Genomic DNA, 14,367 nt, shown 5'->3' on the forward strand with positions numbered 1-14,367 from the left:
GGACTGCTTTTTCAAATCATGATTTCGCTGCTATTTGCAGTTATAGCTTTTGTCAGAAATCCAAAGCATCTCGGTAAACTTTTATTTACAGCGGCCGTTAGTTATTTCGCGCTCATAATTCTACAACAGGTTGAATTTATAAATACAGCAACCGAAGCATTTTTATTAAGATTTGAGAACGCAAGCGCAGATGAAGGTGGTTTACAGGGAACACTTGTAAACAGGTTCCTTATGGGGATGTTTGGTTCGGTGTTTAATACCGGTGATCTGCCCTTTTTTGGTTATGGACTAGGACTTGGTACAAATGTAGGCAGCCAGCTTACTACCGGCGACAGGCAATTCCTTATCGCAGAAGATGAGTGGCCAAGATTGATTGGTGAAATCGGTCCGTTGTTAGGTTTACTGTTAATTGCAATCAGGCTTTCATTTGGATTCCAGGTTTTTATCGGCGCATTAAGGAAATTAAAAGCTGGAGATTATCTGCCATGGATGTTATTAAGCTTTGGACTTTTGTTGATCGTTCAAGGTGGTTGGGCCCAGCCCACATCTCTCGGCTTTTGCACAATTGTTGCCGGAATGTTGGTAGCTGCTTTGCGGGATGAGAATGCTGAGACAGCATCTTTGTCTACAAATGAGGAGCCTGAACCCATTGGGAATTACAATTCCTTATATAAATAAGCGCTGATTTGAAAATTATATTTTTTGCACATCCTGATTTCCTGGCTCATCAAAGTATGCCGCGATATGCCAAAATGCTTGCTGAAGGAATGACCGGTAAGGGTCACGACGTAGAAGTATGGACGGCAAAAAGCTTTTTTTATAAATTGTCACCAAACCGGAAGCTTAAGAAATGGATGGGTTATATTGACCAATACCTGCTATTCCCATTCACCATAAAATCCAGGATAAAATCAGTTCCCCAAAATACATTGTTTGTATTTACCGATCATGCTCTTGGGCCATGGGTGCCATTCGTTTCCGAAAGACATCATGTAATTCACTGTCATGATTTCCTTGCACAACGTTCTGCATTGGGAGAAATAAATGAAAATAAAACAGGCTGGTCAGGAAAAAAGTACCAACAATATATCCGCAAAGGATTTCAGAAAGGAAAACACTTTATTTCCATCTCGAAACAAACACAAGACGAACTGTCAAGATTTTTAATGGTACCGCCCGTATCATCACATATAGTCTATAACGGCCTGAATCAAAAATTTGAAAGAGTTGAGAAAGCGCATGCACGTAAGGAATTTATCAAATCAGCCAGACTCGATATCAACGGTCGATATATCCTGCATGTCGGGGGAAATCATTTCTATAAAAACAGGAAAGGTGTCATAGAAATCTATGATCAATGGCGTAAAACATCCCGGACACCAGCAGACCTTGTCTTAATAGGAGAAGCTCCCAACCAGGAATTGACTATGGCAGTTGAGTCATCGCCGTTCCGTTCATCTATTCATTTACTTATTGGTGTTGACGACAGATTATTGCGTATTGCTTATCCAGGTGCAGATGTTTTACTTTTTCCATCAATCGCTGAAGGATTTGGCTGGCCGATAGCTGAAGCTATGGCATCTGGCACACCTGTTATCACAACGGCTGAAGCACCAATGACAGAAGTTGCAGGTGATGCAGCTATCCTTATTCCGCGGCGGCCTTCTCAGCAAGCGATGGCAGATTCGTGGGCGAAGGCAGGATCAAAGGCTCTCGAAGAAATTCTTTCAATGCCCGGTGCTGAATATGAACAACTCGTTGAGAAGGGGCTAATAAATGCAAAAAGATTTGAGCCGCAGGCTATGATGAATCAGGTAGAGTCTATCTACAACCAGATTCTTAACGCTAACCAACCGGTAGCCAACTAAAAATCCAGTTTTGAAAATTTTACACATAACACATAAAATGGATCCACTGATGGGTGGCGTTTCCCAGGCAGTGCGAACCATGGTCAGGTCACTTGTAGAAACAGGTGTTGATAATGAAATACTGAGCCTTGATGAACCGCATTCTCTTCAACAGGAACCCGGATTTATGATTCATGAAATGGGTCCGGCCAAAGGTTTTTGGGCATATAATAAAAAACTGGGCCTGTGGTTAAACGAAAATATTTCAAGATTTGATGTCGTGATCGTTCATGGATTATGGTTATATTATGGATATGCTGTCCGCAAAGCCTTAGAACAAAGCAACCGCAAAAATCTAAAACTCCTGGTAATGCCTCATGGTATGCTGGATCCATATTTCCAAAAAGCCAGGGGCCGGCGAATCAAAGCAATTAGAAATTCATTCTATTGGAGCATCATCGAACGCCACCTGATCAACAGTGCAGACGGATTATTATTTACCTGCGAGGAAGAAAAAGAACTGGCTAAGACTACTTTCAGTATGTATAAACCAAAAAAGGAATTGGTTATTGGACTTGGTGTAGACCAACCTCCCTTTTACGAAATCACTATGAAGGAAGCTTTTTACAGAAAGTGCCCTGAGATAGCAAGCAAACCTTATTTACTTTTTCTCAGCAGGATACATGAAAAGAAAGGAGTCGATCTTAGCTTAAAGGCATTTGAAAAAACATATTCACCGTTTGTTTCTACCGGTTCTCATACTATACCAATGTTGGTGATTGCCGGTCCCGGGATGGATACCGAATATGGTGCTTATATCAGGTCATTAGCTGACCAAAGCATAATGTCAAAGTTTATAGTGTTTCCTGGCATGTTAACCGGCCCTGCGAAATGGGGTGCATTTTATCATTGCGAAGCTTTTATGTTACCAAGTCACCAGGAAAATTTTGGGATTGCTATCATTGAAGCGCTCGCATGTGGAAAACCGGTTATGATTTCAAACAAGGTAAATATCTGGCGCGAAATAGTAAAGGAAAAAGTTGGTTTTGTATCAACTGATGACGATGATGGCGCCATGAAAATGATGGATTTCTATCAGGATCTTTCAGCCGGGGATAAAATTCGTCTTAAGACAATCGCCACTACAGCCTACCAACAAAATTTTTCAACTTCCGGCACCGCAGAAAAACTTGTCAATGTGATAAGTTCATTTTCTATTTCAACGCAACTAGAAGTTGCCGGATAGGCAATCAGAAGTTGCCGGATAATTAATGTTACAGAGTAAAATATGATTTACCAGGATCTTAGTTCATTCAAAGTGCCTGCCACATTCAGGGGCGGCTCAAAAGTAAAAGTGCAGCTATGGTGGATTGTCCAGGACACAATTTTTCGTTTGTCTCCGCAGGTATTATTCAAATGGCGGGCTTTTCTTTTAAGATTATTTGGGGCCCAAATAGGTAAAAACGTAAATATCCGCCCTTCGGTAAAAGTGACTTATCCCTGGAAACTAACTGTTGGCGATAATACCTGGATCGGCGATGATTGTGTGTTGTATAACCTTGGACAAATCACCATTGGCAATCATGTAGCACTTGCCCATAAAGTTTATGTAAACACGGGTGGTCATGAATACCACAAATCCACATTCGACATCTTTCAAAAACCTGTTGTTATCGAAGACCAATGCTGGATCACAAATGATGTGTATATAGCACCAGGTGTAACTATAGGGAAAGGTTCGATTATTGCCGCCAGAAGCAGTGTTTTGAAAGACATGCCGGAAGGAAAAATTTGTGCTGGCACGCCGGCAAAACCAATAAAAGACCGTATTCCGCAGCAAGTCCAACATACAGTTATCATTAATGCCCAGCACATAGTTTAAAAATTCAAACATGAAAAAAGTATTGATTACAGGCGGATCGGGATTTATAGGAACAAATCTTATCGACAGTCTTCGAAATGATGAATTTTTAATATTAAACATTGACTCAAAAAAACCGGTAATAGATGTTCATCTTTCGTATTGGCAAAATATCAATATCCTGGATTATCAAAAACTTGCTGAGTCAATAAAGTCTTTTGCACCGGATATAATCATACATCTTGCTGCTGTTACAGATCTGAACGGCACTGATCTTGAATACTACAAACCAAACATCGAAGGCACCCGGAATATCATCAGGATCGCGGCAGAATTACAGGATCTTAAAAGAGTAATATTTACTTCGTCGATGTATGTCTGTAAGCCAGGATGGATACCCAAGGATTATGACAGTTATAAGCCCCACACAGTTTACGGTGAGAGCAAGGTTAAAGGTGAACAGATAGTTAAGGCTATCAAAAATGCCAGTTACGAATGGACGATTATCAGGCCTACTTCTATATGGGGACCATGGTTTGACATTCCTTATATTGATTTTTTCAAAGTGGTGTATAGTAAGCGATATTTCGATTTTGGCAAGGCATGCCGGAAAACCTATGGTTTCATTGGCAATACTGTTGCACAGATAAGAATCCTGATGGATGCAGACAATATAAATAAGAAAACATTTTATCTCGGTGATGATCCGCCAATTCAAATTTCGGAATGGGCAAATGAAATTTCAGTGAACATGGGAAAAGGTAGAATAAGGAGAACACCTTATAACCTTTTAAAGGTTGCAGCAGTTGTAGGTGATACATTAAGCTTACTAAAAATAAAGTTTCCACTTACAAGCTTCAGGCTTAAAAACATGACAACTGACAATATACTTCCATTAAAAGATTTGTATGAAGTAACCGGCCAACCCGTTTACAGCAGGAAGGAAGGTATTCAGCAAACGCTTAACTGGCTTGAAAAGCATAAAGGGTATGAAATAAATAATCCTAATTAACTAAATTTTACCCTTATTACAAATTAATAAGAGACTGATTCTTATACTGTTGAATTCACTATTCTCCGTTTGGGAAACCTTCATCTAACACACACTGAATTATGGCATAATCTTTTCTGCTGTATAGCGTTCATTATAGCCCTCAGGGGGCATCCAATCCATCCTATGAAACCTATGCAGTCTCTTAATAATTTATTATTAATAGTGGTCGTACTACTATTTAATTTTCTACCAGGCGAATCGTCTGCTCATTCATCTTCCCGGGATACTATCCCATTTGCTTTCAACCTTGATACCACTGCCAGGACCAGCGCAGGAGTCTATAACACAGATGGTGTATTGTTAAGAACACTTTGGAACAATAAGACATATAATGAAGGGACCCATTCTTCGATGTGGGACAAAAAAAACGATGATGGCTTAGTCGTGGACGATAGCATAGTTGTTATTAAAGTCGTTTCAAATAATGTAAAATATAGCTGGGAAGGAATTATAGGCAATAATTCCGATAACATCTCAGGTAGCACCAAATATCACAACTTCGAAAGTATAACCAGTATGGCCGCCAGTGGTAACGATATGTATGCGGCCTGTGACTATAACGAAGCTATGAATGCCCAGTTGCGTTTCAACATCAATGATCCAAATAAGAGTCTAAACGCTGCACCGAAAAAAACTTATGGACAACAAACCAGCTTTGTAGCAACGGACGGGGTATCTGTTTATTGGGCTGGTTGTGATCCATTCGAACCAAAAAAGAATTTGAATTATGTATTTGCCACCCAAGCCATCGGTCAAACCGAAAAAGCTTTTGGCGCAGGAGAAAGTTATAAAAGTACCTGGTTCTCAGTTTACAATAGTATCATTGATAAACTGAGAGATGACAATGGCACCATTACCGGTTTAGCTGTCCAGAAAACAGGTAACCTTCTTTTTATTGCTCACGGCAAGCTGAATAAGCTTCATGTCGTTGATAAAACAACAGGACAGCCGGTCAGACAGATAACGCTTGCTGATTGCGGACAGATTATAATTGACAAAGCGGGTAATTTATGGGTTCAGGCTGGCAAAACCGTTTCAAAATATTTAGTTGCTACGGATGGAACTATTCAACCCGCCGGAATATCCATAACAAATCTTCAAAACCCTTTGGCAATCGGAATCTCATTTGACAATACTATTATAGCTGTTTGTGACGGAGGCAATAGTCAACAGGTTAAAGCCTTTAACACAGTTAACGGAGCCCTGGTCTGGACACTGGGACAAGCCGGTGGTTATGCAACAGATCCTTCAGTTAGTTATAACAAATTCTTTTTTGGGCAGGTTTCCGGTTCGAAGAAAACTTTCATTGCTTTCCAGGAAGATGGTTCATTCTGGGTCGGTGACACAGAAAATTTCAGATCATTGAGATATGATGCCGACAGGCAATTTTCAAAATCAATCATGTATATACCTAATTCAAGAAGTTGTTCGGTAGATCCTGCGAAGCCTTCAAGGGTGACCTCTGGTTATCTTGAATTTGAAGTGGACTATTCAAAAAAACTGGCACCTGGCAATTCATCCTGGAAGGTGGTTAAAAACTGGTCTTATAGTGTTGATCATACAAAAGATGATGAATTTACAAGACTGATAAATACCACCACATTGAGTAATGGCAGAACCTATGCCTTTGTAAAAAGCAATATCGCCGGGAGAAAAGAAATAGTTGAGTTACCACCATCCGGCAATATCCGCTATACAGGTATCCTTGTGCAAACTTCCACTTCTTTATATCCGGATGGTAATCTTAAATGGGTAGATGATTTCAAACCCGGCGTTAGTACTATATGGTATATCCGGACCCTTACTGGTTTTGACGGAAATAATAATCCTGCATGGAAGCCTCAAAAAACACTCGCGCTTTCAACACCGGCAACCCTGGAAGATCCATTGTATCGCTTTACCGTAGAATGGGGATCCAACACTGCTCCTGTAACCTCATCTGATTTATTGATAAGTTATGAAGGCGGGTCAGCTAATCCGGATTGGGCAAGTAAGAAATGGCATCTTGGAGCAATTAAACTTGGAACAAATAAATGGATGTGGAAAACGGCTAAGGGAACGGCGAAGACTTACACTGGCAACTACCCTACTGATGGTTCATACGATATGGGAAATGGTGTAGAATATCCGGGTGGACCAATTCTGGTAAAAGATGAAAATATCTTCTGGAACTATCATGGAGAATTCTGGAAACAGAGCCAAACCAACAAATGGCAGCATGTAAATGACGATGGCCTTTTAATTGGAATTTTTGGGGTAACAGGACGTGACGTCGTGAATGGCAAGCAGGTGTGGGACCAGGAAGCTGTTCCCGAAATGGCAGGAAATTCGCTCACAGCCGGCATCACAAAAATTGGAGAAGATTATTACATTTATCATTGTGATGAGAGTCACCATGGTGGTGTACATCAATGGAAGGTTAGTAATCTTGCATCGGTTAAAAAAGAGATTATCACTGTAAACACCAAACTGGGTATCGTGCTCAGAAGAAATCGTATAATTGTGAAAGCGATTGAGAAAAACAACAAAGCACAAGTATTCTTTTCTGTTGAAAGCCCTGATCAGGGAACCAATTACCGGTTGGAGAAATCTACAAATAATGTATCCTTTACTTCAGTTCTTACACCAGTTGGCGATTTGCGGACAGTCAACTTGTACAACGATAATCAAACAGTAACCGGCAAAAATTACTACAGGATCAGTTATAAAACAATGGAGGGGAAACCCTCGTATAGTGACACCGCGGTTGTTAACATTAAAGATAAATATGCCAGGTTGGAAGTTGCGCCTAATCCTATTTCAGGAAACAATATTTCCCTGCAATTCAATGATACACCAGCCGGCAACTACCGCGTTAGCCTGATCAATACAAATCAACAACTGACCATGCAGAAAACCATTGTTCATTCAGGGAACACAGGTCATTATATAATCAGCGGTTTGTCTGCTTTACCAAAGGGCATATACCATATGATTGTTGAAGGCAATAGTTTTCTATTCCGAAAGCTGCTTCTGAATTAACACAGTTCTTAAATAAAACAGTTCTAAATTAACACTGCTCTAAATTAACACAGTTCTAAAATAAAACAGTTCTAAATTAACACTGAAAAACCACGATAAATTCAACATCAGATTGCACTGCATTTTTACCAGAACCATATCCATAACATCTTAACACACCCACTTTAAAGTTTCTATTTTCCGGATTCGCTATATCGGCGATCCGGAAAATGATTTTTCCAATCCAGTTCCTAAACTGGATCGGTATTCAGGCTCATCGCCGGCTAATATTAGCTGCCTTCACCGCAACATCCCGATATCCGAAATTCCACCTTCAAGAATCCAATGGTTTTTAAATTCCAGGGCGCTTTATCGTTTATCCTATACAAAAATCAATTCAGTCTTCTATCCAATAAGAATAATCATTTCAACTGTGTACCCGTGAATATTCAATTTCATTTCCCAATCCTATTTAAGATCTGAATTCCACCAACCGAACCTCATCCTACAACAAAAAATTCTGAACAATCTCAAATTCTGTTTCAGCATTGATTCCATGCGCTGATGGTTAACCAAGCTCTGATTCAAATTTTTCATTTCCCGATTAGCAAATCAGTTTAATTAAAGATTCGATTGCCTGCCATCCTTATTCGCAAATCGAAATCTTTAAGTTTTATGGCACAACAAAGAGTTTTATTATTAGGAGGGAATTATGTTCCTGAACCAACCGGAATTGGAAAGTACAATGGTGAGATGATGGCATGGTTAGCAGAACAGGGGTATGACTGTGCAGTTATCACAAGTTATCCCTACTACCCTCATTGGAAAAGACAACATCCTTATCAACAAAAAGGTTATTGGTACAGTAATGAAGATCTTGTTACAGGAGATAGCAGCATCCGGGTCTACCGCTGCCCGCATTATATTCCCGAAAATCCATCCGGGCTTAAGCGTATTATTTCGGATTTTTCCTTTTTCTTCTCTGCCCTCATTCGTGTGTTTTTCCTGTTCTTCACCAAAAAGTATGATGTTGTAATTGCGGTAGTACCGCCTTTCCAGCTTGGATTACTGGGGTTGCTATACAAATGGGTGAAAGGCGCCAAATTTATCTATCATATCCAGGATCTGCAGATAGATGCTGCAAAAGAACTGAAGATGATTAAATCAAAATGGTTGCTGGGTTTTATGTTTTACCTCGAAAAATTCATTCTCTGTCGTGCAGATTATGTAAGCAGCATTTCTGAAGGGATGATCACGAAAATTATTGACAGGTGCAATAAACCAGTGATATTTTTTCCAAATTGGGTTGATACTGAAACTTTTTTCCCGGTTAATACAAAACTTAACCTTAAGAAAAAGTTTGGTGTATCGCCTGAAAAAAAGGTGGTTCTATATTCAGGTGCTATTGGAGAGAAACAAGGACTCGAATCTATTCTTCATGCAGCCGAAGAGCTGCGTCATCATGACATTCAGTTTATTATTTGTGGATCTGGTCCATACAAGGAAAAACTTTCCAGACATGTCACAAGAATGAAGCTGAACAATGTCAGATTTATGCCACTACAACCAAAAGAAGATTTTAATGATTTTCTGAACATGGCAGATCTGCACCTTGTGTTGCAAAAGGCAAATGCAACCGACCTGGTAATGCCATCCAAGCTCACCACTATCCTTTCAGTGGGTGGACTGGCACTTGTGACCGCGGCACGCAAAACCAGTTTGTATAATATTGTTGCAAGACATGACATGGGTTTGTTAGTAGAACCTGAGAACCAGGTTGCACTTACGGATATGATATTGAGTGCCTTTCAACATTCATACGCATCAATACAGACCAATGCCCGCAAATTTGCAAAAGAATTCCTGACACTTGATAATGTTATCAGAAAGTTCATGTTGGATATCAACAGTGGCGAAATTCTTAAACCCGCTATTTCAATAATTGTGACCAAATCTGCAGAGTCTGCACCTGTTTCTGCAAATAAGACAGTTCCTGAAAACAAGGCGGCTCCTGAAAATAAAGCTGCTCTTGAAAATAAAGCTGTTCCTGAATCCACCATCTGATAAATCCCCGGTATGAATCAAAAATTCGCTTTTCTTTTACGTGTGGTGTTCATGGTGTTAGATATCATGATGCTAAACACTGTTTATTTTGTCACCAAATGGTATTTGCTGAATGTCGATCTATTGAGCAATGATGGCGCCTACATTACACTCTGGATTGTAATCAATGTAACCTGGCTTTTGTGCGCGGCTATCCATAGTTTGTACGAGGGTACATCCACCCATCGTTTTGAGACCTTTATGCGTAAAAGTGCACACACATATTTCCTTTTCCTGGTGGTGACGCTAATATATTTATACTTCACGCACCAGATGGAGTTGTCCCGCATTTTTGTATGTGCATTTCTTTCGTTCTATCCTGCATGCATTCTGATAAATCGCTTGATGTATTTGTTTACCTGGTTACATTTCAGGAACAAGGAAAATCTGATCAAACGTATTATGATCATTGGATACAATGACATAGGAAAACAGCTTGCAACACATTTCGAAAAAAACAACACGCACATGAAACTGATCGGGTACTGCGAGGAATATAGCAAAGTAAATGAGCTATCCCGTTACCCGATTGTAAGCACACCCAATAATGCAATGCTGATGTCGCAGGAACTTAAGATAACCGAAATATATTCAACAATTCTTCCTGAGCAGGATCATCGTATCTATGATTTGATGCAAAAGGCCGACCAGGCATGTATACGATTCAAACTGGTGCCCGACTTTGGTTTGTTTGTCAACAAACCAATGCATGTTAATTATATGAGCGGGATGCCAGTGCTGACGGCCCGGACAGAGCCTCTTGATGACCTGGTGAATCGTATTAAGAAAAGGTTGTTTGATATTTCTGTTTCATTGTTTGCAACCATTTTTATACTTAGCTGGCTGATTCCGCTGATTGCGTTAGCAATCTGGCTTGAATCCAGAGGACCGATCTTTTTTGTTCAAAAGAGATCGGGTTTAAATAACAAAGCTTTTAACTGTATCAAGTTTCGTAGCATGAAGGTCAACACGCTATCGAACCTGGTGCAGGCAAGGCGTAATGATGACAGGCTCACCGGCGTTGGTAGATTCCTGAGGAAAACAAATCTTGATGAATTTCCCCAGTTTATAAATGTATTAAGAGGTAACATGAGTATTGTGGGTCCCCGTCCACATATGTTGAAACATACCGAGGACTATTCAGCTTTGATCAGCCGATATATGGTCAGGCAGTTTTTAAAGCCCGGTATTACAGGCTGGGCGCAGGTAAATGGCCTCCGCGGTGAAACCCGTCGTTTGGAAGATATGCAGGCTCGGGTTGATCATGACATCTGGTACATGGAAAACTGGACCATGTACCTTGACTTAAAAATTATGGCCATGACCGTATATAATATTTTCAAAGGTGAAGACAATGCTTTTTGATAAGAAAGTGTTGGCAAGCCTTCACAAATAGTTTCGATCGCACCATCGGCAGCGACTTTAAAAAGTAGTTTGAAATATTTGAGAATAATACCGTCAAGCTCACGCAATTAAAGAATTTCAGGATTATCTAACATTCATTTCTAACAAATAAGTTAGTACCCGCAAGCTGATAAAGTGACAGCCTTGCGGGTTTTTTTATTTGGAGTTGATCGTTGGAAAATAATTTTGGCTTTGTGTGAAACGTATATGGGGCGTATTCAAAACTTCCGTACTTTAACACGCAAATTAACCAAAACACAAATGATTTATACGATGATTCGCAAGAGTGCGGTTGCTGTTGCAACGGTGGTGATTCTTTGTAATATTCTTTTTGTATCATGTGTCGACACCCGAAAAGCTGTTTATTTTAACAACATTACTGACAGTAAGATCCCAGCAACTACGAAGGACCTGGAGCCGGTTATCCAACACAATGATATCATTGCCATCCACGTGAGTAGCCTCAATCCGGAGGCCAGCCTGATTTTCAATACGCCGAAAGAAACTAACAATGTTTCTTGGGGCGGTGCAACATCTGTCAGTGGCGAAGCAAATGGATATCTTGTTAACCCGGACGGCACCATACAGTTTCCGGTTTTAGGTAACCTGAAAGCTGTTGGTTTGACAAAATCAGAGCTTAAAACTCAAATAATCAACAGCTTGCTCGACAAAAAGTTACTTGTCGACCCTATTGTTGATATACGATTTGTAAACTTTCGAGTTACTGTTTTAGGTGAGGTGGGACGACCTGCAGTGGTCAATGTGCCAAATGAGAAAATTTCTATCCTGGAAGCGATTGGAATGGCAGGGGATCTTACAATCTATGCAAATAGGGAAAATGTCCTCTTGATACGAGAAGTAGACGGCAATAAGGAGATAAAACGTCTGAATCTGAACTCGAACGAAATCTTTACTTCACCGTACTATTACTTGCGCTCGAATGACATAGTATACGCCGAGCCAAATAAGACAAAGGTTAGGAACACAAGCCAATCCTGGCAACTTATTCCCATCATTTTGGGAAGTTTGTCATTTGCAATAATAACATTAGATATCCTTACCCGTTGAATGAACCTTGCGAACAATAGAATTTTTAACCTGCGCGTTATCCTTCCTGATCTCCTAACAAAAAATAGTTCTTGCCCCGGATGTCGATATGCAATTTGTAAATTTCCGAATTAAGTTTTAGGATAAGTAAGTCAGTTGGCAGTATTTAAACTCCCTGATGAAACAATCTCTATTCTGCAGTTGATTGGAATCGCTGGAGGGCTAGAATTTCAAGTAAACCGCGAGATCGTTACTTATTCGGAGAGTCGGGTGTGCAAAAGAATAAAACGACTTATCTTAACTTAAACGAAGTCTTACATCTCCCTATTATCATCTTCGTAGTAACGACTACGTTTATGCAGACCTGAAGAAAAGCAATGTAAGAAACACTAGTCAAAGTTGCCAGATTTTACCAATGATATTTTTGAAGGCGGATTTTTGGAATGGAGGAAGTTGTGAGTGAGTGAAAGTGATTGGTTGAGTCGAAGGAGACTCAATAATGATTTTAGTAAATATTGATGGGGAATAATGAGAGGAGCGCATACGATCAGAAGAATTAATTCAGTCTGCTGCCAGACGGAGAAAGGATTACTAATTAAAGGTATGTATCTAAACTGACTAGTAAGATCACTTAATTGTTAAAATGCATTTTTGTCGCCTTTGAAGAAATTATAACCGGTAAGACAAATAATTTTTAGGTCCAGCAACATATTCCAGTTTTCCATGTACCAGATATCATGATCAACCCTTGCCTGCATATCTTCTGGAACGACAATTTCACCCCTATAACCATTGATCTGGGCCCAGCCGGTAATACCAGGCTTAACAAACTGTCTTACCATGTATTTACTAATGATAGCGGAGTATTCTTCAGTGTGCTTCAGCATATGTGGTCGAGGACCCACAATACTCATCTCTCCTCTGAACACATTGAAAAATTGAGGAAATTCATCAAGGTTCGTTTTTCTTAGAAACTTTCCAACCCGTGTAAACCTGTCGTCATTTCTTGTTGCCTGAATACGGTGCGCATCCGGGTTTACTTTCATACTTCGCAACTTGATACAACCGAAAGGTTTATTATTAATGCCTGATCTTTTTTGGATAAAAAATATAGGCCCTTCTGAATCCAGCCAGATTGCCACTGCTATAATCGGAATAAGCCAGCTTAATATAAAAATGATAACAAAAGTAGAGAAAACAATATCAAACAATCTTTTTTTGATCCGGTTTGTCAGATCTTCCAGTGGTTCCGTACGCGAGGAAAGTACTGGCATACCCGATAAATATTTTAGGTGCATGGGGCGGTTGACAAAAAGACTAAAATCAGGTACAAGCTTAAATCGTATGCAAGCCTGGTCAGCCATATGCATCAAATCATATATTCTTTTATCCTGTTCCGGCAATATAGTCGAATATATTTCAGTGATCTTTAGCTCACGGGAGGCAATAATTGCATTCCCTGGGGTATTTAAAATTGGGTAATTTGAAAGTTCGTGTACATTACTTAACTCCTCACAAAAACCAATTAACTGCATTTGTGTGTTGCTTCGTTCAAAGTATGTAGCAAGTTTTTTTCCGATATCGTTGTAACCGATAATCATCACACGTTTAATCAAGTATTCCTTTTCCCTGAAATGAAGCCATATTATCAAATACAGCAGACGATTTATAAGCAGGCTGAGTGGGAAACAAACTATAAACGCACTGGCAAAAATTCGCGAAATTTCGAGTTGTCTGCTGAAGTATAAATACACCAGCGAAATTACAATAAATAGGGAATACGTATGTAAGGTCCGAAGTATAAAGCTCTCAATTTGCTTGACGTACTTGCTGTTGTAAAGATTATAAAATGAGCAACATAGTAGCCATTCCCCGTTTAAAAATATGGCGAAATATAAATATTCGCCCTCAGTCACAGATATAGGTGCTTTGAGAATATACCAACCAAGAACAAAATAAATAAGGTTTAAAACCAACAAATCCAGACCTGCAAATATGAATTTAATCGTCAGTACAAAGCTTTGATTCATGATTTTTGATTGTTTTGGATC

Annotated in this window: 9 protein-coding genes and 1 pseudogene; 9 read left to right on the forward strand and 1 reads right to left on the reverse strand. The window is 39.7% G+C overall.

The window, feature by feature from the left end:
• From VK664_RS15555 to VK664_RS15595, 9 genes and pseudogenes are all read left to right on the forward strand, one after another.
• Window positions 1-678: pseudogene (locus tag VK664_RS15555) on the forward strand (hypothetical protein); the annotation flags it as partial.
• Between the two features lie 8 nt (window positions 679-686).
• Window positions 687-1,868, forward strand: coding sequence for a glycosyltransferase family 4 protein (locus tag VK664_RS15560; protein WP_461399602.1), 1,182 nt, complete (start codon window positions 687-689; stop codon window positions 1,866-1,868).
• Between the two features lie 10 nt (window positions 1,869-1,878).
• On the forward strand, window positions 1,879-3,093 hold the full coding sequence (locus VK664_RS15565) for a glycosyltransferase (protein ID WP_461399603.1): 1,215 nt from the start codon (window positions 1,879-1,881) through the stop codon (window positions 3,091-3,093).
• 42 nt (window positions 3,094-3,135) lie between these two features.
• Window positions 3,136-3,729, forward strand: coding sequence for a WcaF family extracellular polysaccharide biosynthesis acetyltransferase (locus tag VK664_RS15570; protein WP_461399604.1), 594 nt, complete (start codon window positions 3,136-3,138; stop codon window positions 3,727-3,729).
• Between the two features lie 10 nt (window positions 3,730-3,739).
• Window positions 3,740-4,720 carry an NAD-dependent epimerase/dehydratase family protein gene (locus tag VK664_RS15575; protein WP_461399605.1) on the forward strand — a complete coding sequence of 327 codons (981 nt, stop codon included), beginning with the start codon at window positions 3,740-3,742 and terminating at the stop codon, window positions 4,718-4,720.
• Window positions 4,721-4,885: 165 nt separating this feature from the next.
• Window positions 4,886-7,783, forward strand: a complete 2,898-nt coding sequence (locus VK664_RS15580; RefSeq protein ID WP_461399606.1) for a YncE family protein — start codon at window positions 4,886-4,888, stop codon at window positions 7,781-7,783.
• A 654-nt stretch (window positions 7,784-8,437) separates the two neighbouring features.
• On the forward strand, window positions 8,438-9,826 hold the full coding sequence (locus tag VK664_RS15585; protein WP_461399607.1) for a WcaI family glycosyltransferase: 1,389 nt from the start codon (window positions 8,438-8,440) through the stop codon (window positions 9,824-9,826).
• A gap of 12 nt (window positions 9,827-9,838) precedes the next feature.
• On the forward strand, window positions 9,839-11,230 hold the full coding sequence (locus tag VK664_RS15590; RefSeq protein ID WP_461399608.1) for an undecaprenyl-phosphate glucose phosphotransferase: 1,392 nt from the start codon (window positions 9,839-9,841) through the stop codon (window positions 11,228-11,230).
• A gap of 183 nt (window positions 11,231-11,413) precedes the next feature.
• Window positions 11,414-12,337, forward strand: a complete 924-nt coding sequence (locus VK664_RS15595; RefSeq protein WP_461399609.1) for a polysaccharide biosynthesis/export family protein — start codon at window positions 11,414-11,416, stop codon at window positions 12,335-12,337.
• Between the two features lie 617 nt (window positions 12,338-12,954).
• Here the strand turns inward: VK664_RS15595 and VK664_RS15600 are convergent.
• A complete protein-coding gene (locus VK664_RS15600; RefSeq protein ID WP_461399610.1) occupies window positions 12,955-14,346 on the reverse strand; it encodes an undecaprenyl-phosphate glucose phosphotransferase in 1,392 nt (463 codons plus the stop codon).
• Window positions 14,347-14,367 lie beyond the last annotated feature (21 nt).

Source organism: Flavitalea sp. (assembly GCF_035489435.1).
In the GTDB taxonomy this organism is placed as follows: domain Bacteria; phylum Bacteroidota; class Bacteroidia; order Chitinophagales; family Chitinophagaceae; genus DATHKG01.

What these genes read in the sequence shown, in the direction of transcription:
- VK664_RS15570 (WP_461399604.1), top strand. Translation starts at nt 3,136, where the DNA reads ATGATTTACCAGGATCTTAGTTCATTCAAAGTGCCTGCCACATTCAGG.
- VK664_RS15575 (WP_461399605.1), top strand. Translation starts at nt 3,740, where the DNA reads ATGAAAAAAGTATTGATTACAGGCGGATCGGGATTTATAGGAACAAAT.
- VK664_RS15580 (WP_461399606.1), top strand. Translation starts at nt 4,886, where the DNA reads ATGAAACCTATGCAGTCTCTTAATAATTTATTATTAATAGTGGTCGTA.
- VK664_RS15585 (WP_461399607.1), top strand. Translation starts at nt 8,438, where the DNA reads ATGGCACAACAAAGAGTTTTATTATTAGGAGGGAATTATGTTCCTGAA.
- VK664_RS15590 (WP_461399608.1), top strand. Translation starts at nt 9,839, where the DNA reads ATGAATCAAAAATTCGCTTTTCTTTTACGTGTGGTGTTCATGGTGTTA.
- VK664_RS15600 (WP_461399610.1), bottom strand. Translation starts at nt 14,346, where the DNA reads ATGAATCAAAGCTTTGTACTGACGATTAAATTCATATTTGCAGGTCTG.